Source organism: Luteimonas yanweni (assembly GCF_039548475.1).
Lineage (GTDB): Bacteria > Pseudomonadota > Gammaproteobacteria > Xanthomonadales > Xanthomonadaceae > Luteimonas.
The window spans coordinates 77,957-101,442 of record NZ_JBCLVC010000007.1 but is presented as its reverse complement, the minus strand read 5'-3'; the positions used below and the strand labels follow the sequence as shown (position 1 = coordinate 101,442).

General features: G+C 71.0%; 20 protein-coding genes. 11 read left to right on the top strand and 9 right to left on the bottom strand.

The window, feature by feature from the left end; translation table 11 throughout:
• Positions 1-9: 9 nt before the first annotated feature.
• From accB to WCE39_RS03420, 5 genes are all read right to left on the bottom strand, one after another.
• Positions 10-489 (bottom strand): acetyl-CoA carboxylase biotin carboxyl carrier protein, encoded by a 480-nt coding sequence (accB, locus tag WCE39_RS03440; protein ID WP_343275317.1) that lies wholly within the window; start codon positions 487-489, stop codon positions 10-12.
• Between the two features lie 84 nt (positions 490-573).
• Positions 574-1,020, bottom strand: coding sequence for a type II 3-dehydroquinate dehydratase (gene aroQ / locus WCE39_RS03435; protein ID WP_343275316.1), 447 nt, complete (start codon positions 1,018-1,020; stop codon positions 574-576).
• Positions 1,021-1,132: 112 nt separating this feature from the next.
• Entirely contained in the window at positions 1,133-1,732 is a 600-nt protein-coding gene (locus tag WCE39_RS03430) for a TlpA family protein disulfide reductase (protein ID WP_343275315.1), read from the bottom strand.
• On the bottom strand, positions 1,732-4,206 hold the full coding sequence (locus WCE39_RS03425) for a protein-disulfide reductase DsbD domain-containing protein (RefSeq protein ID WP_449283931.1): 2,475 nt from the start codon (positions 4,204-4,206) through the stop codon (positions 1,732-1,734). Before WCE39_RS03425 ends, WCE39_RS03430 begins: the two co-directional genes overlap by 1 nt.
• 245 nt (positions 4,207-4,451) lie before the next feature.
• Positions 4,452-6,329 (bottom strand): endonuclease, encoded by a 1,878-nt coding sequence (locus WCE39_RS03420; protein ID WP_343275314.1) that lies wholly within the window; start codon positions 6,327-6,329, stop codon positions 4,452-4,454.
• Positions 6,330-6,484: 155 nt separating this feature from the next.
• On the opposite strand from WCE39_RS03420, the gene WCE39_RS03415 reads away from it, so the two are divergent.
• The 3 genes from WCE39_RS03415 to groL all read left to right on the top strand — a co-directional run bounded on the left by WCE39_RS03415 (position 6,485) and on the right by groL (position 9,151).
• Positions 6,485-6,985 (top strand): hypothetical protein, encoded by a 501-nt coding sequence (locus WCE39_RS03415; protein WP_343275313.1) that lies wholly within the window; start codon positions 6,485-6,487, stop codon positions 6,983-6,985.
• 180 nt (positions 6,986-7,165) lie between these two features.
• Positions 7,166-7,453: a co-chaperone GroES gene (groES, locus tag WCE39_RS03410; RefSeq protein WP_343275312.1), complete on the top strand. Its 288-nt coding sequence runs from the start codon at positions 7,166-7,168 to the stop codon at positions 7,451-7,453.
• A 57-nt stretch (positions 7,454-7,510) separates the two neighbouring features.
• On the top strand, positions 7,511-9,151 hold the full coding sequence (groL, locus tag WCE39_RS03405; protein ID WP_343275311.1) for a chaperonin GroEL: 1,641 nt from the start codon (positions 7,511-7,513) through the stop codon (positions 9,149-9,151).
• Between the two features lie 112 nt (positions 9,152-9,263).
• Here the strand turns inward: groL and WCE39_RS03400 are convergent, their stop codons facing one another.
• Entirely contained in the window at positions 9,264-10,604 is a 1,341-nt protein-coding gene (locus WCE39_RS03400) for a YkvI family membrane protein (RefSeq protein ID WP_343275310.1), read from the bottom strand.
• Between the two features lie 129 nt (positions 10,605-10,733).
• Between WCE39_RS03400 and WCE39_RS03395 the strand changes: the two genes are divergently transcribed.
• From WCE39_RS03395 to glnE, 4 genes are all read left to right on the top strand, one after another.
• Positions 10,734-11,648, top strand: coding sequence for a DUF808 domain-containing protein (locus WCE39_RS03395; protein WP_343275309.1), 915 nt, complete (start codon positions 10,734-10,736; stop codon positions 11,646-11,648).
• A gap of 9 nt (positions 11,649-11,657) precedes the next feature.
• Complete coding sequence (locus tag WCE39_RS03390) at positions 11,658-12,863, top strand: UDP-N-acetylglucosamine--N-acetylmuramyl-(pentapeptide) pyrophosphoryl-undecaprenol N-acetylglucosamine transferase (protein WP_343275308.1); 1,206 nt, start codon at positions 11,658-11,660, stop codon at positions 12,861-12,863.
• A gap of 5 nt (positions 12,864-12,868) precedes the next feature.
• The gene (locus WCE39_RS03385) at positions 12,869-14,500 is read left to right on the top strand and encodes a phytoene desaturase family protein (RefSeq protein ID WP_343275307.1); all 1,632 of its coding nucleotides are present in this window, start codon (positions 12,869-12,871) and stop codon (positions 14,498-14,500) included.
• A 178-nt stretch (positions 14,501-14,678) separates the two neighbouring features.
• Positions 14,679-17,480 (top strand): bifunctional [glutamate--ammonia ligase]-adenylyl-L-tyrosine phosphorylase/[glutamate--ammonia-ligase] adenylyltransferase, encoded by a 2,802-nt coding sequence (gene glnE, locus WCE39_RS03380; RefSeq protein ID WP_452299557.1) that lies wholly within the window; start codon positions 14,679-14,681, stop codon positions 17,478-17,480.
• Positions 17,481-17,500: 20 nt separating this feature from the next.
• Here the strand turns inward: glnE and WCE39_RS03375 are convergent, their stop codons facing one another.
• Positions 17,501-18,430, bottom strand: coding sequence for a phosphoribosylaminoimidazolesuccinocarboxamide synthase (locus WCE39_RS03375; protein WP_343275305.1), 930 nt, complete (start codon positions 18,428-18,430; stop codon positions 17,501-17,503).
• A gap of 78 nt (positions 18,431-18,508) precedes the next feature.
• Between WCE39_RS03375 and WCE39_RS03370 the strand changes: the two genes are divergently transcribed.
• From WCE39_RS03370 to trpE, 4 genes are all read left to right on the top strand, one after another.
• Positions 18,509-18,853, top strand: coding sequence for a J domain-containing protein (locus tag WCE39_RS03370; protein ID WP_343275304.1), 345 nt, complete (start codon positions 18,509-18,511; stop codon positions 18,851-18,853).
• Between the two features lie 76 nt (positions 18,854-18,929).
• Positions 18,930-19,616 (top strand): ribulose-phosphate 3-epimerase, encoded by a 687-nt coding sequence (rpe, locus tag WCE39_RS03365; protein WP_343275303.1) that lies wholly within the window; start codon positions 18,930-18,932, stop codon positions 19,614-19,616.
• A gap of 40 nt (positions 19,617-19,656) precedes the next feature.
• Entirely contained in the window at positions 19,657-20,619 is a 963-nt protein-coding gene (yegS, locus tag WCE39_RS03360) for a lipid kinase YegS (RefSeq protein WP_343275302.1), read from the top strand.
• Positions 20,616-22,091 carry an anthranilate synthase component I gene (trpE, locus tag WCE39_RS03355; protein WP_343275301.1) on the top strand — a complete coding sequence of 492 codons (1,476 nt, stop codon included), beginning with the start codon at positions 20,616-20,618 and terminating at the stop codon, positions 22,089-22,091. Before yegS ends, trpE begins: the two co-directional genes overlap by 4 nt.
• 55 nt (positions 22,092-22,146) lie before the next feature.
• Here trpE and WCE39_RS03350 read toward each other — a convergent pair whose 3' ends face one another.
• Positions 22,147-22,407, bottom strand: coding sequence for a DUF2249 domain-containing protein (locus WCE39_RS03350; RefSeq protein WP_343275300.1), 261 nt, complete (start codon positions 22,405-22,407; stop codon positions 22,147-22,149).
• A 73-nt stretch (positions 22,408-22,480) separates the two neighbouring features.
• A complete protein-coding gene (locus WCE39_RS03345) occupies positions 22,481-23,413 on the bottom strand; it encodes a cytochrome c oxidase assembly protein (protein ID WP_343275299.1) in 933 nt (310 codons plus the stop codon).
• Positions 23,414-23,486: the final 73 nt, after the last annotated feature.

The following is a 23,486-nucleotide window of genomic DNA, read 5'->3' as shown; positions in this document are numbered from 1 at the left end:
CGTCCGGCCTCAGCCGATCACGAACAGCGGCTGGTCGAATTCGACCGGCTGTCCGCTCTCGCCGACGATGGCCAGGACCGTGCCGGCGACATCGGCTTCGATCGGGTTGAACATCTTCATGGCTTCGATGATGCCCAGCGTGTCGCCGGCGCTGACCGCCTGGCCGACGGTGACGAAGGGCGGCTTGTCCGGCGCCGGCGACGAGTAGAACGTGCCGACCATCGGCGAGCGCACGACGTGGCCGTCGGGAAGCGCGGGGCCGGTCGGCTCGGCCGGCCGTCCGCCGGTGGCGGCCTGGACGGGCGATTGCATCGGCATCACCGGCTCGGGCTGCGCGCCGGCCTGGATGAACTGGGCCGGTGCCTGCGGCCCATAGCCGCGCGGCGTGCGTGCGAGGCGCACGGATTCCTCGCCTTCCTTGATCTCGATCTCGGCGAGGTTGGAGTCCTCGAGCAGGTCGATCAGCTTCTTGATTTTTCTCAGGTCCATGCGGGCCTCTCAGGTGGTGCCGGCAGGCGCCGGCAGTGGCAATCGGGAAATCGCGGGTCGTGGACGGTGAAACCGGAATCCGGCTCAGTCCGCCCGCGCCAGGCGGGGGAGGGCGGCATCCAGGGCAAGCGCGTAGCTGGCGGCGCCAAAGCCCGCCACCACGCCCACCGCCAGGTCGCTGAAGAAGCTCTGGCGGCGGAAGGGTTCGCGCGCGTGCGGGTTGGACAGGTGCACTTCGATGAAGGGGATCGCGACCGCGGCCAGCGCGTCGCGCAGCGCCACCGAGGTATGGGTGAAGGCGGCCGGGTTGAGCAGGATGAAGCGGGTGCCGTCGCCCGCGGCGGCCTGGACCCGGTCCACCAGCACGTGCTCGGCGTTGGACTGCAGGCTCTCGAACGCCAGCCCCGCCGACTCCGCGCGCGCGCGCAGCCCGGCGTCGATCGCGGCCAGCGTGTCGCGGCCATAGATCTCCGGCTCGCGGCTGCCGAGCAGGTTGAGGTTGGGGCCGTGGAGGACCAGAAGCCTGTCCATCTCCGGTGCGGATCCGCCGTCACGAAAACGGCGGCCAGTCTGCGGCAAGCGGTCGATCGTGTCCAGATCGCCGAAGTTTTGCGAATTAGCGCAGTTTTAAACGTCCGTTTGATCAGTCGCCGCTGCGGGCCCAGGCGTCCAGCTCGCCGTGCACGAACGGGCCGATGCGCTGCTTGAGCAGCCGGCCGTCGGCGGAGACCAGCACGGTATACGGCAGAATCCCGCGCTGGTTGCCGAGCTGGACACCGGAATCGCGCGGACCCGCGGCGTCGATCAGGATCGGATAGCGCACCGGGATGCGCTCCAGGAACTCTTCCACGGCTGCCTGGTCGTCGAGCGCGATGCCGATCACCTGCACGCCGCTGCCACCCTGTTCGGCGGTGAAGCGGTCGAGTTCGGGCATCTCCTCGATGCAGGGGCCGCACCAGCTGGCCCAGAAGTTCACCAGCAGCGGACGGCCGGCAAACTCCGCCGGCAGGGTGCGCGGCGTGCCGGACAGGTCGGGCAGGGTAATGGCGGGAACCTGTTCGCCGCGGCGGGCCACCACGAGGTCGGCGGGCGGCGGCGGCGCCACGGCGTCCATCGCCTGCTGCACCGCGCGCTGGCCGAGCTCGGTGCGCAGCAGGGGGCCGGGGCCGTTGACCGCCAGCCCGGCCACCACGCCAAGGACGCCCGCGGCCAGCGCCACCAGCAGGATGCTGCGCGTGCGCATCAGCGTGCCCCCCGTTCGAGTGCCGCGACCGTGCTGTCGCGGTCGAGCACGGCCGGCAGCACGTGGCCTTCGCCGCCGTCGCGCGGGTAGACCACGTACAGCGGCACGCCCACGGCGCGGTGCTGCTCGAGGAAGGCGCTGATCTCAGGATCGACGTTGGTCCAGTCACCGACCATATAGATGGTCCCGGTGCGGGCCAGGGCGTCCCTGAAAGCGTCGCTGGACAGCGTGCCGCGTTCGTTGGCCTTGCAGGTCACGCACCAGTCGGCGGTCATGTTGACGAACACGGGGGTGCCGGCATCGCGCAGGCTGCGCAGGCGCTCGGCGGAGTAGGGCACGCGGCCGCCCTCGGCCGCGGGTGCCGCGGCAACGGCCGGCGCCGGTATGCGTCCGACCAGCCAGGCAGACGACAGCGCCACCAGCAGCAGCGCGATCGCCGGCAGCCGCCGCAACCAGCCGCCGCGCATGCGCGCGCGCTCCAGCCACCACAGGGCCAGGGCCATCACCGCCACGCCCGCGGCCACCAGCGCCATGGCATCGACGCCGCGCTGGCGCCCCAGTACCCAGGCCAGCCAGATGGCGGTGAGGTACATCGGGAAGGCCAGCACCTGCTTGAGCGTGTCCATCCACGCGCCAGGCTTTGGCAGGCGGTCGGCCAGCGCCGGCACGAAACCGACCAGCAGGAAGGGCAGTGCCAGCCCCAGGCCCAGCGCCAGGAACACCAGCAACGCGGCGGCCGGCGGGGCCGAGAAGGCATAGGCCAGCGCGCCGCCCATGAACGGCGCGATGCAGGGGCTGGCGACCACGCAGGCGAGCACGCCGGTGAAGAAGTCGCCGACCGGTCCGCTGCGCGCGGCCAGCCCCTGGCCGAGGTTGGCGCTGCCGCCGACGCTGAACACGCCCGAGAGGCTCAGGCCGACTGCCGCCATCAGCAGCACCAGTGCGGCCACGAAGCCCGGCTGCTGAAGCTGGAAGCCCCAGCCCATGGCCTGGCCCGCGGCGCGCAGGGCCAGTACGGCCAGGCCGACGACGGCGAACGCGACCAGCACGCCTGCGGTGTACCAGAGCGCCTGCCGGCGGGCGTGGGCGCGGCTGGCGCCGCCCTGCGCCAGGCCCAGCACCTTGAGCGAGAGGATCGGCAACACGCAGGGCATGAGATTGAGCAGGATGCCGCCGGCCAGCGCCAGCAGCAGGGCGCCGGCAAGTCCGGCGCCGGCGCTGCCGGGCGGCCGGCTGCGGACGGCGTTGTCGGCGACCGCGCCGCCGGCCGGGTCCGGCGCGGCGACTGCGGGCGTGCCGGATGCGGGCGCCTCCGCGGCCACGGTTCCCGACGGGTCCCCGTCGCCCCCTGCAATGCGGGCCAGGGCGTTGGCGACGTCGACGCCGGTGCTTTCGGCGTCCGGACCGGTCGCGGGGTCGGCGCTGGCCGTGCCGCGCGCGCCTTCCGGCTGGATCGGCGCGGCCGCGCGACCCGGCGCCACCGAAGCCGTGCCCGCGGGAAGCGACACGTGCACGCTGCGGGTCATCGGCGGATAGCAGATGCCTCCGTCCTGGCAGCCCTGGAAGGTGGCGGTGAGGGTGGCCTCGCGCGGCTCGCCGTGGCTGCGCTGCAGGGGCAGCGGTACGTCGATCCGGTCGAAATAGACCACGACCTCGCCGAAGTATTCATCGTGGTGCGCGACCCCGCGTGGCCAGCGCGGCGCGCCTGCCCGGATGCCATCGGCCTCCAGCCTGAAGCTGCTGCGGTCGCGGTAGAGGTAGTAGCCGGGCGCCGGGGTGAAGCGCATCAGCAGCGTGTCGCCATCGTCGACGATGGCTTCGAACGCGAAGGCCTGCGCGTCGGGCAGCGGCAGCGCGTCGGCCGCGCCGGCGACCGCCGGCAGGGCGCCGCCCGCGCCACCGGTGCCCAGCGACTGGCCCAGCGCGGCGAAGCCGGCGTCGGCCCGGCTCGCCACCGGCCGCGGGCTGGCCGCCGGCAGGTCCACCGCCACCGTGCGCGTTTGCGGCGGGTAGCAGATGCCGAGGTCGGCGCAGCCCTGGTAGCGGATCTTCAGCGTGGTGCGTGGGGAGGTCGCGCTGCCTTCGAGCACGCCGCGCACGCTGCCGCGGTAGGTCTCGACCTCGCCGAAGAATTCGTCCGTGTGGCGCGTGCCCGCGGGAAGCTGCAGGCCCGCGGGGTCTGCGCGAAACCCGTCGTCGACGGGCTCGGCGCCCATGCGGTGGCGATAGAGGTAGTAGCCGTCGGCGATCGTGAACTCGACTTCGATGCGGCCGGGCGCGGTGGCCTTGGCGCGCAGCGCGAAGGCCTCGTCCACCGGCAGCAGGTCGTCCATGTCGACCGCCGCCAGGGCCGCCGCCGGGGCCAGCAGCGCCGCGATCGCCAGCACGGCGGCGTGCGCCAGGCGCCGCCACGCGGGCCTGGCAACTGGCGCCGTGGCGTGGGAGCGGATGCAGGTACGCGGAAGTGCGGTCATCGGGACGGGCAGGCGGCAGGAGCCGCACAGGGTAGCTGACCAGGTCGGGCTGCAGCTTCGCGAGCCCGGAACGCAGAAACCCGGCACCGGCCGGTGGAGGGTCGTTGGGCCTCACGCGTGCCTGATTCCACGCTGGCCAAGGTCGATCGCGATGCCCGGATGGCATCGCTTCCATCTGGTCGCCCGGGAAAAAGGGGTGCCGGATCCGGCACCCCTGTCCTGGTCGACGCCCCGGGAGGCTGGCGTCAGCGCTTCGCCTTCAGCCGGCTTCCGCCTGACAGCGCCGGAGCAGGTGCCGCCGCCCCGGCCGCGTTCTCGCGCTCGCGCGGGTAAAGCCGCGGATTGCGGGGCTGGGCGGCCGGCGGGGTGGCGAGTTCGCAGGTCGCCGGGGCGGTGGATGCGAACAGCGCCTCGGTGCCCCATTCCGGATGGTCGATGAAGGGGTTGCGGTTGCCCTGGTAGGCGGCGACCACCTCGTTGCGCGCGCGTTCGGCATCATCCGGCGGATCGGCGAGATGCCATTCAAGCAGGGTCGAAAGCAGGCCCATGTATGCAGGCGAGGCGCTGGTGCCCACGATCTTGCTGCGGTCGTCGGTGAGCTCGAGGTCGGGCTCGGACTGGCCGGTGGTCGGGTGCTCGCCGCCCTCGTAGCGGATCGCCATGTACATCACCGCACGCGCCATGTCGCCCTTGCGCGCGCCCCAGACCTCGAACGAACCCTGGTTGCCGTTCGAGCCCTGGACCCAGTTCGAATTGCCCGGGTAGGTGCCGGTACCGCCGCCGCGGCCGTTGTTGGACTCGGTCGGCCGCTCGCCGCAGTTCGACGATGCACAGTTGGCGAAGGGCATGTTCCCGCGGTTGCCGTTGTAGACCTCGTCGCTCAGGTAAAGCATGTGGGTGTCGGTGTACGGCGAGTGCGGATAGCCCAGGTCGCCCACGCGATCCGGGAAGCCGAGCGAATTCGGCCAGGTGTGCTCGCGGTTGTACTTGTTGCTGCCGCCGCTGCCGGCGCGGTCGGAGCCCTTGGCGTAGCTGCGGTTGCGGTAGACGTCGAGGATCTTGCCGGCGTCGTTGGGATCCTCGTCGGCGATCTCGAGGATCGTCCAGGTGCTGGTGCCGCTGCCGCTGTAGGGATACGCGACGTGCCCGCGGATGGTCTCGTGCAGCGAGCAGCGCAGCTGTTCCGGACTGGAATCGTTGACCCGGCCGTAGTACTCGCCGCCACCGCCGCTGTCCGAGCTCTTCACGCGGAAGTCGATGACGGTGTCGGCCTCGGGCGCGGCTTCGTCGAGGTCGACGATGAAGTCGGCGTCGACCAGGAGCGAGCAGCTCTGGCTGGGGATCAGCGGAATCGAAGGCGTCAGGGTGAAGCTGGTCGCCTGCGACACGTGGTCGAGCGTGGGCTTGCGGCGCGCCGAACCTTCGCAGGCCAGGGTGAACCCACCCGGCTGCGCGATGACGGGCTCGCTGAAGGTGACCGTGAGCTCGGCCGCGTACGGGAAGTCGCTGGAGCCCTGGGTCGGGAAGGTCTCGACCACGCGCGGCGCGGCATTGCCGGGCTCGCCGAAGGACTGGTCGTTGTTGCAGGCGCCGAATGTCTGGCTGGCGGCCTCGGCCCAGGTGAAGTCGGCGGAGACGTTGCCGGTGCCGCCGAGCTGCAGCGACTGGCCGATCGGCGTGCTGTTGGGCTGCATGACGCCGATGTCGGTGCTGCTCATGCCGGCGGCCGGGCCGTTGCTGGCCACCATCACGCCTTCGTAGCTCAGGAACTGGACGACGTTGCCCTGCGGGTCGACCAGTGCGATGCCGTCGGGCGCGCCGTTCTGCAGGCCGTTCTCGGGGTATTCGATAGTGGCGAAGCGGACCTTGCCACCGCAGGTCGCGAGACTGCCTTCGGACAGGGTGTCGGTGTCGTACGAGGAGCCGTTGCTGCCGTTGTAGAGCACGATCTGGTAGCCGGCGAGGCTTTCTCCGGCGCTGCCGACGACCTCGATCGCCTCGCCGACGTCGGTGTCGACGTTGTCGTAGTGGATTTCGTTGATGAAGACTTCGGCCTGGGCCGGGAACGTGGCGGCCATCGCCAGCGCGATCGCGCAGCAGAGCCGGGAACTGACAGGTCGCATCTGGTACTCCCCTCTTCGTGAACCACGCAATCTAAACGTCAAACATGACGGCTGCCAGACAGGGAAAGCACTATCCCGCCCATCTGCACGCCAGCGCGACGCGGCGAACGTATTCTTGTGGAGCGAATTCCCCCCCAATTCATCCAGGTCATCCCATGTCCTTTCCAATCCGCCCGGCCGCACTCCGCGCCGGACTGGCCGCAGTCCTGTTCGTGCTCGCGCTGCCTGCCGCTGCCGCGACCGGCATCGAGGTCGCCGCCGGCGGCTCCAAGACCACCGAGCGCGAGTTCACCAAGGTGGCCTCGGTCGCCTGGCTGCCGGAACTGCGGGAGCTGGACAACGCGGTACTCCGCGGCGAGGTCGGCGCCATCCACGTCGACGGCCGCGGCCACGTGCGTGGCCGGGACCTGTCCGACAACGTCCTGATCGGCTACGTGGGCCTGCGCTACGAGCGCACCGACAACGGCCTTACGCTTGGTGCCGGCATCGGCGCCCAGTCCGGCGAGACGGACGCCCTGTCCGGCGATCCGCAGTTCGTGACCACCGCCGGCTGGCGGTGGGACCGCTTCTCGCTGCTGCTGCGCCATGTCTCGAACGCCAGCCTGCACGCGCCCAACAACGGCGAGACCATGGTTGTCGGCGCCTGGCGCTTCTGAGCCGGGCCTTTTATTTCCTCCGGGGCCCTTGAACCCCGCGAACGCCCCCCCATCTTGCGGACATCCCGGCACTGCCGGGTTTTCGCGGCGCGCGTTTTGGCACTCGGCAGGGCCGACTGCTAGACTCCGCGACCGATTCGTTTTTTTGTCAAGCAAAATCAATCACTTGTGAGGATTGTCATGAACCTGAAGCCGCTCTACGACCGTGTGGTAGTCAAGCCGATCGAAGCCGACGAGATTTCCGCCGGCGGCATCGTCATCCCCGACAATGCCAAGGAAAAGCCCACCCGCGGCGAAGTGATCGCCATCGGCGAGGGCAAGGCCCTGGACAACGGCAGCGTGCGCGCGCCGAAGGTCAAGGTCGGCGACAAGGTCATCTACGGCCAGTACTCGGGCTCGGCGTACAAGCACGAAGGCACCGAATACAAGATCGTGCGCGAGGACGACATCCTCGCCATCGTCGGCTGAGCGCGCGCCAAGCGCATCGCAACCCCCATTCCCTGATCCATATTCGAGGTAACTGAAATGTCCGCGAAGGAAATCCGCTTCGGCGAAGACGCGCGCGCCAAGATGGTCCGTGGCGTCAACGTGCTTGCCAACGCTGTCAAGGCAACGCTTGGCCCCAAGGGCCGCAACGTCGTGCTCGACAAGAGCTTCGGCGCCCCCACGATCACCAAGGACGGCGTGTCCGTCGCCAAGGAGATCGAGCTGGCCGACAAGTTCGAGAACATGGGCGCGCAGATGGTGAAGGAAGTCGCCTCGCGCACGTCCGACGACGCCGGTGACGGCACCACCACCGCGACCGTCCTGGCCCAGGCGTTCATCCGCGAGGGCATGAAGGCGGTCGCCGCCGGCATGAACCCGATGGACCTCAAGCGCGGCATCGACCAGGCGGTCAAGGCTGCCGTGGAAGAGCTGAAGAGCATCAGCAAGCCGTCGTCGACCTCGAAGGAAATCGCCCAGGTCGGCACCATCTCCGCCAACTCCGACGCCAACATCGGCGACCTGATCGCCCAGGCGATGGACAAGGTCGGCAAGGAAGGCGTGATCACCGTTGAAGAGGGTTCGGGCCTGGACAACGAGCTGGACGTGGTCGAGGGCATGCAGTTCGACCGCGGCTACCTGTCGCCGTACTTCATCAACAACCAGCAGTCGATGTCGGCCGAGCTGGATGATCCCTTCATCCTGCTGCACGACAAGAAGATCTCGAACGTCCGCGACCTGCTGCCCGTCCTCGAGGGCGTGGCCAAGGCCGGCAAGCCGCTGCTGATCGTCGCCGAGGAAGTCGAGGGCGAAGCCCTGGCGACCCTGGTGGTGAACACCATCCGCGGCATCGTCAAGGTCGTGGCCGTGAAGGCCCCGGGCTTCGGCGACCGTCGCAAGGCGATGCTGGAAGACATGGCCATCCTCACCGGCGGCACCGTGATCAGCGAGGAAGTCGGCCTGTCGCTCGAGAAGGCGACCATCAACGACCTGGGCCGCGCGAAGAAGATCCAGGTCACCAAGGAAAACACCACGATCATCGACGGCGCGGGCGAAGGCTCGGGCATCGAAGGCCGCATCAAGCAGATCAAGGCGCAGATCGAAGAGACCTCTTCGGACTACGACCGCGAGAAGCTGCAGGAGCGCGTGGCCAAGCTGGCTGGCGGCGTTGCGGTGATCAAGGTCGGTGCCTCGACCGAGATCGAGATGAAGGAGAAGAAGGCCCGCGTCGAAGACGCCCTGCACGCCACGCGTGCGGCGGTTGAAGAGGGCGTGGTCCCGGGCGGCGGCGTCGCGCTGCTGCGCGCCAAGACCGCGGTCGAGAGCCTGAAGGGTGCCAACGAAGACCAGAACCACGGCATCCAGATCGCCCTGCGCGCGATGGAAGCCCCGCTGCGCGAGATCGTGACCAACGCCGGCGAAGAGCCGTCGGTCATCGTCAACAAGGTCAAGGACGGTTCGGGCAACTTCGGCTACAACGCCGCCAACGGCGAGTTCGGCGACATGATCGAGTTCGGCATCCTGGACCCGACCAAGGTCACCCGCACCGCGTTGCAGAACGCGGCCTCGATCGCCGGCCTGATGATCACCACCGAAGCCATGGTGGCGGAGCTTCCCAAGAAGGAAGAGCCGGCCATGGGCGGCGGCGGCGACATGGGCGGCATGGGCGGCATGGGGTTCTGATCCCAAGCGACCCTGCGTCACCGCAGTAAAACGAGGGCCCCCGCAGCGATGCGGGGGCTTTTTTCGTTTGCGGCGCGAGGCCGCGCCAGGGCATGGCCAGGCAGGCCGGGGCTCAGCGGTCCGAGTGCTCTGGGCCGGAGGGGTCGCCTTCCGCGGGTCCTGGCTCACTCAGGATCCCGGTCGGCTCGGCATCGTCGGGCAGGGGCACGTAGTCCACCTCCGGATCCGCGGCCAGCGCCTTTTCGGCCCGGTCCACGATGATGGCGTGCAGGTCCGAGGTGGACAGGTTGGAGTCTTCCGACAGCTCCCGCAGCTCGGCCGCGTCGCGATCGGTGAATTCCTGCCTGGGGTCGAGGCGGAGCGTGGCCAGAGCGCGCAGCCGCTGCCGGCGCGCCGATTCGGCGGACATGGTTTCGCGTCCGCGCAGCCAGCCCGCTCCCATCGCCACGATCACGCCAAGCCCGAGGTAGCCCAAGGCCGGGTAGACATACGACACCAGTTCGCGAAAGCCGATGAAGCTCAGCCCGAAGCCCACCAGCACCGAGGCGATGTAGACCCTGCGGAACCACTCCGGCCGGCGTCGCGTGAGGCGTTTTCCAAGCGCGTAGAACATGCCCAGCGCGGTGTTGAAGATCATCGCGAACACCACGACCGACATGGCTGCGCCGAGCGTGGGATGGATGGCGTCGACCAGCGCCAGCATCGGCAGTTCATCGCTGCCGACCGTGCGCACCTGCAGGAACAGGGCAACCACCGACAGCGTCAGCAGCACGAGGAAAAGCAGCCCGCCCAGCAGCCCGCCCACGCCTGCCGCGCGCGTGTCGAACACGTCGCCGCCCATGACGATGGCCATCGACACGGCCGTGACCACGCACAGCCCGACATAGTTGAGTGCGCCCACCCACCAGTTGGGCAGGGTGGTCCGGACCTGCGCGGCCGCGACGTTCAGCATCCGGACGTCGGCGTCGGCGGTTGCGATCGACCAGAGCGAGGCGCCCACCAGGAACACGATGATGAAGGGCGTCATGACGCCGATGATGCGGGTGACCTTGGAGACGTCGAACATGCCGGCCACCAGCACCGCGGCGAGGGTGAGCGTGGCGCCGGCCCAGACGGGCCAATCGAACTGCTGGGCCATGTTCGCGCCGCCGCCGGCGAACATCACGAAGCCGATGGCGAACAGCGTGGCAATCGTGACCAGGTCCATGAAGCCGGCCACGGCGCGCGGCGAGACCAGCCGGAACACAGCGGTGTGCTCGGTGGCCTGGGTGTAGCTGCCCAGCTGGAAGGCTGCGATCCCGCTGACCGTCATGATCAGCGATGCGATCACGGCGCCGACGATGCCCATGGTCCCGAAGGCGACGAAGAACTGCATCATCTCCTGCCCGGAGGCGAAGCCGGCGCCCACGATCAGGCCGATGAAGGCCATGGCGATGCCCAAGGCGCGCTTCAACACTGGTTTGGCTCCGCGACGACGAGGGGCTGGTCGAGAGCCTGGACGCGCGGCCGTGACGGACGCGTATCGCGAGCCGGCCGGTCGCGGTGCGACAATCCGCCCTCCCCAGCCCCCGACGGAGCTCTGATGGCCGGCGCCTCCCTGCTCACCCTGCTCGACGACATCGCCACCCTGCTCGACGACGTCTCCATCCTGACCAAGGCCGCCGCGAAGAAGACCGCCGGGGTGATCGGCGACGACCTCGCGCTCAATGCCCAGCAGGTCGCCGGCGTGAAGGCCAACCGCGAGCTGCCAGTGGTCTGGGGCGTGTTCAAGGGCTCGCTGGTCAACAAGCTGATCCTGGTGCCTGCGGCGCTGCTGATCAGCTGGCTTGCGCCCGTGCTGGTGATCCCGCTGATGATGGTCGGCGGCGCCTACCTCAGCTACGAGGGCTTCGAGAAGGTGCTGGAGAAGCTGTTCCACTCCCACGCGAAGCCGGACGCGGAGGCGCGGGCGCAGGCGGTGCTGGCGTCCGGCGAGACCCCGATCGAGATGGAGAAGAAGAAGATCAAGGGTGCGGTGCGCACCGACTTCATCCTCTCCGCCGAGATCATCGTGCTGTCGCTGGCGGTGGTCGCCGAGGAGTCGCTGCTGACGCGGACGGTGGCGCTGTCGCTGATCGCGCTGGGCGTGACGGTCTTCATCTACGGGCTGGTCGCGGCGATCGTGAAGATGGACGACGCCGGCCTCTGGATGGACAAGCGGCCCGGTAAGCTCGTGCCGGCGCTGGGGCGCGCGCTGCTCTACGTGACACCGTGGATGATGAAGGCGCTGGGCATCATCGGCACCATCGCCATGTTCCTGGTGGGTGGCGGCATCTTCGTGCACAACATCGATGCCCTGCACCACCTGGTCGAGGTGATGGAGGGCTGGGGCCTGCCGGGCTTCGTGGCGGACACCGGCGCCAGCCTCGTGGTGGGCATGCTGGTGGGCGCGCTCGTGGTGGGCGCGGCCAGCCTGTTCCACCGGATCCGCGGCAAGGCGCCCGCGGAAGCGCACTGAGGCGTCCGCATGCACGATGACATCCGGCGCGCCCCGCGCGCCACGATCGGCCTTGCCGCGGGCGGCACCGGCGGCCACCTGTTTCCCGCCGAGGCGCTGGCGCGCGAGCTGCAGGCGCGCGGGCATGGCGTGGTCATCTACACGGAAGCGCGCGGCGCCCGTTTCACGCAGGCGCTGGAGGGGCTGCCGCACCTCGTGCTGCCGGCGCGCAGCCTGGCCGGAGGCATCGGCGGCAAGCTCGCGGCGGCCGCGGTGATCCTGCGCGCCACGGCCACGGCGCGCGGGGACATGAAGCGGCGCGGCGTCCGCTTGCTGGCGGGCTTCGGCGGCTATCCAAGCTTCGCGCCGGCGCTGGCCGCGCGCAGCCTCGGCCTGCCGCTGCTGTTGCACGAGCAGGGCTCGCGGCTGAGCCTGGCCAACCGCAGGCTGCTGGGCTTCGCCGATCGCGTGGCGACTTCGTTCGGCGACATCGGAGGCGTCGACGCCGCCGCGCAGGGCAAGCTGGTGGAAACCGGCAACCCGGTGCGCGCGGACATCCTGACGGCGGCCAGCGCGCCGTATCCGCCGCTGGCCGACGACGCGCCGCTGCGCCTGCTGGTGGTGGGCGGCAGCCAGGGTGCCGCGGTCTTCGGCCGCGTCGTGCCGCCGGCGCTGCTGGCCCTGCCCGAGGCACTGCGCAAGCGGCTGCAGGTGTCGCTGCAGTACCGCGGGGACGATGCCGATGCCATCGGCGCGACGCTGCGCGACGCCGGCATCCGGGTGGACCTGCGGCCCTTCTTCGACGACATGGCCGCGCAGCTGGGAGACGCCCATCTGGTCGTGACCCGCGCCGGCGCGACCACCATCGCCGACCTGCTGGTGGTGGGACGTCCCGCGATCCTGGTGCCGATCCCGCAGGGTGGTTCGCGCGATGAGCAGCGTGGCAACGCGCTGGCGCTCGAGCGCATGGGCGCGGGCTGGTGCATGCGCGAGGACGATGGCGGCTTCACCGCCGAAGCCCTGGCGGCGCGCCTGCAGGACCTGTTCGCGGAGGCGGGTGCGCGGGCGGATGCGCGACCCGGCCACGGCGCCGCGGCGTACCAGGACGGCCTGCGCCTTGCCGAAGCCGCCGCGGCGGCCACGCGCCTTGGCCGCCCCGATGCCGCGGCGCGCCTGGCCGACGAAGTGGAGGCCTTGCTGGCCGCACGCGCTCCGATCGGCAACGCGGAAGGCTGACGGGCATGGCCGAGGCCGACGACGTCCTGATCATCGGCGGCGGCCATAACGGCCTGGTCTGCGCCGCCTACCTGGCCGGCGCGGGACTGAAGGTAAGGGTGCTGGAGCGCCGCGGCATCGTCGGCGGCGCCGCGGTGACCGAGGAATTCCATCCCGGCTTCCGCAACTCGGTGGCCAGCTACACGGTGAGCCTGCTCAACCCGCGGGTGATCGCCGACCTGCGCCTTGCAGAGCACGGGCTGCGCGTGGTCGAGCGGCCGTTCTCGAACTTCCTGCCGCTGCCCGACGGCCGCGCCTTCCGCCTGGGCGGCGAGCACGGCCAGGCCGAGGTGGCCAGGTGGTCGGCGCGCGATGCCGAACGGCTGCCGCGGTACTTCGCGATGCTGGAGCGCGTGGTCTCCGTGCTGCGCGAGCTGATGCTGCTCACGCCGCCGAACGTTTCAGATGGCTTCGTGCTGGCCGACTGGCTGGCGTCGGTGTCAGTCGCGCGGCGCCTGCGCCACCTCGACATGCGCGGCCGGCGCGACCTCCTGGACCTGTTCACCAAGTCCGCCGGCGAACTGCTCGACCACTGGTTCGAGTCCGATCCGCTGAAGGCCGCGCTGGGCTGGGATTCGGTCGTCGGCAATTTCGCCAGCCCCTACACGCCCGGCAGTGCCTACGTGCTGCTGCACCACGTGTTCGGCGAGGTCAACGGCAAGCAGGGTGCGTGGGGGCATGCGATCGGCGGCATGGGTGCGATCACGCAGGCGATGGCGGCCGAATGCGCGGTGCGGGGCGTCGTGGTCGAGACCGGGATCGAAGTCGCCCAGCTGCTGCTGGTCGGTGACCGCGCCGTGGGCGTGGCCTTGGCCGACGGCCGCGAGCTGCGTGCCAGGGCAGTCGCCAGCAACCTCAACCCCAAGCTGCTGTACACGAAGCTCGTGCCGCACGCGCAGCTCGACGGGGACACCGCGCAGCGCATCGCGCGCTACCGCTGCGGCTCCGGCACCTTCCGCATGAACGTGGCGCTGTCCGAGCTGCCCGACTTCAGCGCCGCGCCCGGCACAGCGCTGCAGCCGCACCACCAGAGCGGCATCCTGGTCGGACCCTCGCTGCGCTATTTCGAGCAGGCATTTTTCGATGCGAAGTCGAAAGAGCACAACGCTGGCTGGTCGCGCGCCCCGATCGTCGAACTGGTGATCTCGTCGACCCTGGACGACAGCCTCGCGCCTCCGGGCCGGCACGTGGCGAGCCTGTTCTGCCAGCACGTCCATCCGGACGTCGACGGCGGCTGGGACCTGCACCGCGACGCCGTGGCCCGGCTGATGATCGACACCGTCGACGGCGTGGCGCCCAACTTCGCGCGCAGCGTGCTCGGCTACGAGGCGCTGTCGCCGCTGGACCTGGAGCGTCGCTTCGGCCTGGTCGGCGGCGACATCTTCCACGGCTCGCTGGGCCTCGACCAGCTGTTCTCGGCTCGACCGCTGCTGGGGCAGGGAAATTACCGCGGCGCCTTCAAGGGCTTGTACCTGTGCGGTTCCGGCACGCATCCGGGCGGTGGCGTCACCGGCCTTCCGGGGCGCAATGCCGCCCGCGAGCTGCTGCGTGACTTCGGCCGCGGCCCGCTGCCCGTCCGGTCGGCCCGCAATTCCTGAACTGGCGAGTCTCGTTTTGCGCTGCAGCGTGCAAGTTGCATAACGTTTCCTTCACGATCGTCCTGCACCCGACGTGGGGGAGGGAGCAAAGCCCGAAGCGGTCCGCCGTTTCGGGCTTTTTTTTGTCCCGGCCCCGGCAGGTGCGGCGTGCGGCCGGAGCCGGTGCCACAATCGGCGGATGGATCCGGTGACCCCCCAGGACGCCCCCGCGCTGCTTCGCGCCCACGTCGACCGCTTGCTGGCCCTGCTGGACGATGGGCTGGTCCGGCGGGGCGGCGAGCCGCTGCGGCGGGTGGTGGCCGCGAGCGACTTCGCGGCCGGGGTCTTCGCGCGCCAGCCGCGGGTGCTGGAGGCGCTGCTGGAGGATCCGTCCGCGCCCATCGAGCCACCCCGGCTGGATCCGGACGCGCCCGACGCCTGGCCGGGCCAGCTGCGCACCTGGCGGCATGCCGCCTCGGCGCGCCTGGTCTGGCGCGACCTGGCCGGGCTGGACGCGGTGGGCGAGACCCTCGCCGGGAGCACGCGCCTGGCCGAGGCCTGCCTGCAGCTCGGGCTGGCCGCGGTGGAAACCCAGCTGGCCGCGCGCCACGGCGTGGTCCGCGATGGCAGCGGTGCGCCGGTCCGGCTGGTCGTGTTCGCCCTGGGAAAGCTGGGCGGCGGCGAACTGAACTTCAGTTCCGACGTCGACCTCGTCTACGCCTATGCCGAAGCCGGTGAAAGCGACGGCGCGCGTCCGCTCGCCGCCGAGGACTATTTCGCCCGCCTGGGCCGCGCGCTGGCGAAGCTGCTCGACGAGCAGACCGCCGATGGCTTCTGCCACCGCGTCGACCTGCGCCTGCGCCCCTTTGGCAACGCCGGCCGGGTGGCGCTGAGCTTCGCGGCGATGGAGCAGTACTTCCAGCGCGAAGGCCGCGACTGGGAGCGCTACGCCTGGCAGAAGGCGCGGCCGGTAGCGGGCGACATCGACGCCGGCGAGCGCTTCCTGGTGGCGCTGCGGCCCTTCGTGTACCGGCGTTACCTCGATTACGGCGCGCTGGCGGGGCTGCGCGAGATGAAGGCGGCGATCGCGGCCGAAGTCGCGCGCAAGGACCTGGCCGACGACATCAAGCGCGGGCCCGGCGGCATCCGCGAGATCGAGTTCCTGGTGCAGGCGCTGCAGTTGATCCGCGGTGGCCGCGAGGCGGCGCTGCGCGGCCGCAGCCTGCTGCCGATGCTCGATGCCCTGTGCGCCGCGCGCCAGGTCGAGCCGGCTGCCGCGGACGAGCTCGCCGAAGCCTACCTGTTCCTGCGCCGGGTCGAGAACCGGCTGCAGATGCTGCGCGATGCGCAGACCCACGTGCTGCCGACCGGGCCGCTGGACCGGTTGCGCATCGCCGAAGGCCTGGGCCACGCCGACTGGGACGCATTGCTTGCCGCGCTGGAACCGCGGCGCGAACGCGTGGCCGCCGAGTTCGATGCCCTGCTCGCGCATCGCGACGAATCACGCGGCGCTGTCAGCGGCGACCTGGCCGGTTACTGGCGCGCGCTGCCCGAGGGCGGCGACGCCGCGGTGCTGGCCGCGGCCGGCTTCGGCGACGCGGGCGAGGTCGATGCCGCCCTGCGCGACTTCGTGCGCTCGCCCAGCGTGCGCGACCTGTCCGACGCCGCGCGCGCGCGCCTGGACCGGGTGATGCCGGTGATGCTCCAGGCCAGCGCGCCGGCCGATCGCCCGCTGCAGGCCATGCGCCGGCTGCTGGCCCTGCTGCACAACATCCTGCGGCGCGCCAGCTACCTGGCCCTGCTGGACGAACAGCCCGCGGCGCTGTCGCGGCTGATCGACCTGGTGACCCGCAGCGCCTTCCTCGCCGAACGCGTCGCCGCGCACCCGCTGCTGCTGGACGAGCTGCTGGATGCGCGCGTGGACGGACCGATGCCCGGGCGCAGGCAGATCGATGCCGCCTGCGCGGCCGCGCTTCAGCGCGATGACATCGAGGGTGCCTTGTTCACTCTCAACGAGACCCGCCAGGCGCTGAGCTTCCGCATCGCCCTGGCCACGCTGGACGGACGCATGGCCGCCGTCGACAGCGCGCGCCAGCTGACGCAGCTGGCCGACGGCGTGCTCGCCACCGTGGTCGAACTGGCACGGCGCGAGATGCGTCCCGCGCACGGCGTGGTGGCCGGCGCACCGTTCGCCGCCATCGGCTACGGCAGCCTGGGCGGCGAGGAGCTTGGCATCGGCTCCGACCTCGACCTGGTGTTCCTGTACGACGCGCCCGCCGACGCCCTGTCCGACGGCGCGCGCCCGCTCGAAGCGCAGCGCTGGTTCGCGCGCTTCGCGCAGAAGATCGTGCTCCTGCTGGGCACGATCACCGGCGCCGGCCGCCTGTACGAAGTCGACGTCCGCCTGCGTCCGGACGGCGGCAGCGGCCTGCTGGTGTCCTCGCTCTCGGCCTACGGCGAGTACCAGCGCGAGCGCGCCTGGACCTGGGAGCACCAGGCCCTGGTGCGCGCCCGCTGCGTGGCCGGCGACGCGGGCCTGTGCGCTGCGTTCGAAGGCGTGCGCGCGGCGGCGCTGGGGCGCCAGCGCGACTGGCCGGCGCTGGCCGCGGACGTGGCGGCGATGCGTGCGCGCATGCGCGGCGAACTCGACCGCGGCCGCGACGGCCTGTTCGACCTGAAGCAGGGCGAAGGCGGGCTGGTGGACCTGGAGTTCCTGCTGCAGGCGCTGGTGCTCGGTCACGCCGCGGCACATCCGGCGCTGCTCGCGCCGCGGTCGACGCGCGAGCTGGTCCTGGCCTGCCGCGAGGCCGGCCTGCTCGACCCGGCCACCGCCGAAGCGTTGGCCACCGCCCACGGCGAACTGGTGGCGCAGGGCCTGGCGCAGACCCTCGACCGTCGCACGCGCATCGTGCCGCGCAGCGAAACGCTCGACGCCGCGCGCACCGCCATCACCGGCGCCCTACATGCCGCCGGCCTCCAGCAGACCGGACCCTCTTTGTAGGGGCCGCCGCGGGTTCCGGCTCAGCCGGCCGCGTCGATGTCTATGCCGGCCAGCTGCTGCAGCGCCTCGGCGTACTTGGCGCGGGTGCGTTCGATCACGTCCGCGGGCAGGCGCGGACCCGGCGCGGTCTTGTCCCAGTCCAGCGTCTCCAGCCAGTCGCGCACGAACTGCTTGTCGTAGCTCGGCGGGCTGCTGCCGACCTCGTAGGCATCGGCGGGCCAGTAGCGCGAGGAGTCTGGCGTGAGCATCTCGTCCATCACGTACAGGCGGCCGTCGGCGTCGGTACCGAACTCGAACTTGGTGTCGGCCAGGATGATGCCGCGCTCCGCCGCGTAGTCCGCCGCGAAGGCATAGAGGCGCAGGCTCGCGTCGCGCACCTGTTCGGCCAGCTCGGCGCCGATCGTGCGCACCATGGTGTCGAAGTCGATGTTCTCGTCATGGTCGCCGGCGGCGGCCTTGGTCGAAGGGGTGAAGATCGGCTGCGGCAGCCGTTCCGCCTGGCGCAGGCCGTCGGGCAGGGCGATGCCGCTCACGCGCCCGGTGCGCTGGTAGTCCTTCCAGCCGCTGCCGATCAGGTAGCCGCGCGCGATGGCCTCGACCGGCACCGGCTTCAGCCGGCGGGTGACCACCGAACGCAGGCGATAGGTCGCGTGGTCCACGCCTTCGGGCAGTACCGAGGCCACGTCGATGCCGGTGAGGTGGTTGCGCACGAGGTGCTCGGTGCGGTCGAACCAGAAGTTCGAGACCTGGCAGAGCATCTCGCCCTTGCCGGGGATGGGGTCGGGCAGCACCACGTCGAAGGCGCTGAGGCGGTCGGTGGCGACCATCAGCAGCAGCGGGCCGAGCGCATCCGGGCCGGAGCCTGCGGGAAGCGCGTACACGTCGCGGACCTTGCCGCGATGGAGCAGTTCGAGCCCGGGAAGGTGGGCTTCGAGCAGGGTCGTTGCCATGGGTCGTCTTGGGGCCTTCGGGGGGGCATTGTAGCGATGCGCGGTGTTTATGCGACCCGGGACGCTAGAATCACGCGCATGAAGCGCTGGTACGGAAAACTCCTCGGATTCATCGCCGGTTGGCTGCTGATGCGGCATCCGGCCGGTGGCCTCATCGGCCTGCTGATCGGGCACGCGTTCGACAGCGACTGGTTCCGGCGCCCCGACCACGATGCCTGGAGCGTCCTCGGCCTGGGTCCGGAGGCCAGCGAGACCGAGGTCGACCTCGCCTACCGCCGGCTGATGTCGCAGTACCACCCCGACCGCCTGGCCGGCGCCGCGCCGGAGCTGCTGGAACAGGCCCAGCGCAAGGCGGCCGAGATCAACCGCGCCTACGACCGGATCCGCAAGACACGCGGCCGCCGCCAGGGCGGGCCCCGGTAGAATCACCGTTCCCGGTCCGGCGCCCCGGCCAGCGCGCGCGGCCGGCGTCGTCCCTCCGCCACGCTGCGAGTCCGCCATGCTGCCCACCGTCATCGCCCCGTCCATCCTGTCCGCGGACTTCGCCCGCCTTGGCGAGGAGGTGGACAACGTGCTCGCCGCCGGCGCGGACTGGGTGCACTTCGACGTGATGGACAACCATTACGTGCCCAACCTGACCATTGGCCCGCTGGTGTGCAGCGCGCTGCGCAAGCACGGCGTCACCGCGCCGATCGACGTCCACCTGATGGTGTCGCCGGTGGACCGCATCGTCGGCGACTTCGCCGAGGCCGGCGCCACGCTCATCAGCTTCCATCCCGAAGCCAGCCAGCACGTGCACCGCACCATCCAGCTGATCCGCGCGGCGGGCTGCAAGCCAGGCCTGGTGCTGAACCCGGCGACGCCGGTCGACGTGCTGGACTACGTGCTGGACGAACTCGACCTGGTGCTTCTGATGTCGGTGAACCCGGGCTTCGGCGGCCAGGGCTTCATTCCCTCGGCGCTCGACAAGCTGCGCAAGGTGCGCGAGCGCATCGTCGCCAGCGGGCGCGAGGTGCGCCTGGAGATCGACGGCGGGGTGAAGCCCGACAATATCGGCGCGATCGCGGCTGCGGGCGCGGACACCTTCGTCGCAGGCTCGGCGATCTTCGGCACGCCGGACTACGCCGACGTGGTCTCGCGGATGCGCCGCGAGGTCGCCCGGGCGGGCGGCGCCGCCGCCCCGTGAGCGTCCGCCCCGCCTGCGATCGCTGCGTCCGGCCGCAGGCATGAGCGCGCCCCGCTGGCTGCTGGTCATCAACGGCAAGGCCGCGGGCGACGACGCGCTGCGCGAGGCGGTGGAAGCGCTCCGCAAGCGCGGCGTGGACATCGGGGTGCGCGTGACCTGGGAGCACGGCGACGGCGCGCGCTGCGTGGACATCGCGGTCGCGGACGGCGTCGACGCCATCGTTGCCGCCGGCGGTGATGGCACGCTGAGCGAAATCGTGACCGCGCTGGCCGGGCGGAATGCCGGGGCCGGCGCGCTGCCGGCGCTGGGGCTGGTGCCGATGGGCACGGCCAACGATTTCGCCTCGGCCGCGGGCATCCCCGACGCGCCCCTGGCCGCGCTCGAGCTGCTGCTGGCGGAGCCCGCGCGCGACATCGACCTGCTGCGGCTGGAGAGCGCGGACGGGACGCACTGGGCGGCCAACCTCGCCAGTGCCGGCTTCGGCACCCAGGTGACGGTCGATACCGACGAAGGCCTGAAGAAGCTGCTTGGCGGCCTGGCCTACCTGGTGACGGGGCTGGCCCGCCTTGGACGGATCGATCCGATCGCCGCGCGCCTGAGCGGTCCCGGGTTCGAATGGGAAGGTGGATTCATCGCGCTTGGCATCGGCAACGGCCGCCAGGCCGGCGGTGGCCAGGCGCTGTGTCCCGATGCCCTGGTCGACGACGGGCTGCTCGACGTCACCGTCGTCCCCGACCTGGAAGGCGAGGTCGCGGCCACGCTCGGCACGGTGCTGGCCGAAGGTCGCGGTGCCGCGCTTGAACGCGTGGCCGTGCGTGCGCGCCTGCCGTGGCTGGAGATCGAGGCCGTGCAGCCGATGACGATCAACCTCGACGGCGAGCCGGTGGAAGGGCGCCGTTTCCGCGCCGAAACCGTTGCCCGCCGGCTGCGCATGCACCTGCCGTTGGACTGTGCGCTGCTTTCCCGGGGCGACGCCGACGCATCTTCCACGGAGCCACGATGACGCCCGACCAGTTCCACCAGCACGCCGCCGCCGGCCACACCCGCATCCCGGTGCTGCGCGAGGTGCTGTCCGACCTCGACACGCCGCTCTCGGTCTACCTGAAGCTGGCGGACGGCCCGCACAGCTGCCTGTTCGAATCGGTCGAAGGCGGCGAGCGCTTCGGCCGCTACTCGATCATCGGCCTGCCGGCCACCCGCGTGCACGAGTTCCGTGGCCACCGCTACGCGCTGCGCGAGCACGGCGAGATCGTGGACGAGCGCGAGGTCGCCGATCCCCTGGCCGAGGTCGAGCGCCTGCGCGCAGGGCATTCGGTGCCCGAGATCGAAGGCCTGCCGGGTTTCAGCGGTGGGCTGGTGGGCTGGTTCGGCTTCGAGACCATCGGCTACATCGAACCACGCCTGGCCGCGGACGTGGGGCTGCGCGACGACCTCGACACGCCCGATATCCTGCTGATGCAGTGCGACGAACTGGCGGTGTTCGACAACCTGAAGGGCCGCCTGTACCTGGTGGTGCACGCCGATCCGCGCGAGCCGCAGGCGCTGGTGCGCGCACAGCGCCGGCTCGACGCCCTGGTGCACCGCCTGCGCCAGGCCGGCACCGGCTATCCGGAAACCCTGCATCCGGCGGCGCTGGACGAAGGCGACTTCGTCTCCGGCTTCACCCGCGACGGTTTCATCGACGCAGTGGCGAAGGTGAAGGAGTACATCGCCGGCGGCGACGTGTTCCAGGTGGTGCTGTCGCAGCGGCTGTCGGTACCGTTCCAGGCGCGGCCGGTGGATGTCTACCGCGCACTGCGGGCGCTCAATCCGTCGCCGTACATGTACTTCCTCGACGTCGGCGGTACCCAGGTGGTCGGCAGCTCGCCGGAGATCCTGGTGCGCATGCAGGGCGGGGAAATCACCGTGCGTCCGATCGCCGGCACCCGTCCGCGCGGCGCCACGCCGGCCGAGGATGCCGCACTGGAAGCGGAACTGCTGGCCGATCCCAAGGAGCGCGCCGAGCACCTGATGCTGATCGACCTCGGGCGCAACGATGTCGGCCACGTCTCCGCGCCGGGCACGGTCGAGGTCGGCGAGCAGTTCGTGGTGGAGCGCTACAGCCACGTCATGCACATCGTCAGCGAGGTCACGGGCAAGGTGCGCGAGGGCCTGTCGTATACCGATGTGCTGCGCGCGACCTTCCCCGCGGGCACGGTCAGCGGCGCGCCGAAGATCCGCGCGCTGGAGATCATCCGCGAACTGGAGCCGACAAGGCGCAACGTCTATGCCGGCAGCATCGGCTACATCGCCTGGAACGGCGACGCCGACATGGCGATCGCGATCCGCACCGCGGTGATCCAGGACGGCCGCCTGCACGTCCAGGCCGGCGCCGGCATCGTCTACGACTCCGATCCGGTGAAGGAGTGGGAGGAGACGATGAACAAGGGACGCGCGCTGTTCCGGGCGGTGGCGCAGGCGGCGAAGGGGCTCTGAGGCCCCGCCCCGGCACCGCGGTTATCCGGGCGAAGCGTGCCGGTATGGCTGCGGCTCAGGCCTTGACGATGAAGTCGATCACGATCGCGCCGGGCTCGCGCTGGCGGTAGGCGATCTCTACCCGGTCGCCGAAGCGGTCCACCAGCTGCGACAGCAGCGGCAGCGGGTCGTGGTCGTTGACGAAGCGCATCGCCTCGCCCGGCTGCAGGGCGCCCAGCGCGCCGAAGATCGCCGAGTGGCGGAAGCGGCGGGCGATGCCGCGGGCGTCGAACGGGTGCGCGGTGTACTCGGGCGCGATGGTAGCGGCGTCGCTCATGGCGGTCTCCTCGGATCGGACGGTCGGGACCGGAAGCGTGCGCCCGCGATGGGGCCGCCGGCCATGATCCAGGTCAGGGCACCGGCGATCCGCGTTCCCGGCGCGACAGCCGCGCGAAGCCGTGCCAAAGCAGCCACATCGCGCCGGCAAGGTAGGGGATGCAGCTCGGCACCCACATCAACACCCCGGCCAGCTGCTGGTCGGCCATGACGTCGAGGCCGAGCTGCGGCGCGCGCTCGGCATAAACCGGGTAGAGCGGCCGGGTGGCGAAGGTCAGCAGCGCGCCGAGGAAGCCCATCTGCATCATCACCGCCACCATCGCCACCACGCCGGCGCCGGAGCCCACGTGCGGGTCGCGGATGCGACGCCACATGGCTGCCCACAGCCACAGGCCCGATGCGAGGAACGTGCCGTGCATCGCCCAGTGCACCGGATCGCTCTCCAGCGCCGCGGTGGCGGCGACCGGCAGGTGCCAGCCCCAGAGCACCGCGCCGTGGACCACCGAGGCCGCGGTCAGTGAAGCGGCGGCGGCCGTCGACGCCGTGCCCAGGCGCCGGTGCAGCCAGGCCGAGGCGCGCATCGGCAGCGCGTGCGCTGCGACCGCCAGCGGCTTGCCGGCCAGCAGCAGCGGCGGCACGAAGGCGAGCAGCAGCATGTGCTGGGCGATATGCGCGGCCAGCGACCACTCGCCATAGGCGTCCAGCGGCCAAGTGGTCGAAAGCAGCAGCACTACGACGCCGGCCACTGCCACGGCTGCTCCGCCCACGCCGACCCCGGTGCCCACGCCCGCGCGCCGCCACAGCCGCGAAAGCCCCACCGCGTACAGCAGGATCCACGCCGCCAGCGGCAGCAGCAGCCAGGACGTCGGCGTCCACGCGGTGGCAAGCGTGGGCGGGTGGTCATGGCCTGCATGCCCGAACGCGGGTCCGGCCGTGGCGGCCAGGAGGGCCGCGCAGGCGAGGGCGCGTGATCCAGTGCGTGATCCGCGCGACGCACATGCACGCACCGAGAGATTGCCCGTGAACGGGTGGCCCGCCGCGAAGGAAAATGACGGCGCACACGGCCGCTTCGCGCCCGTC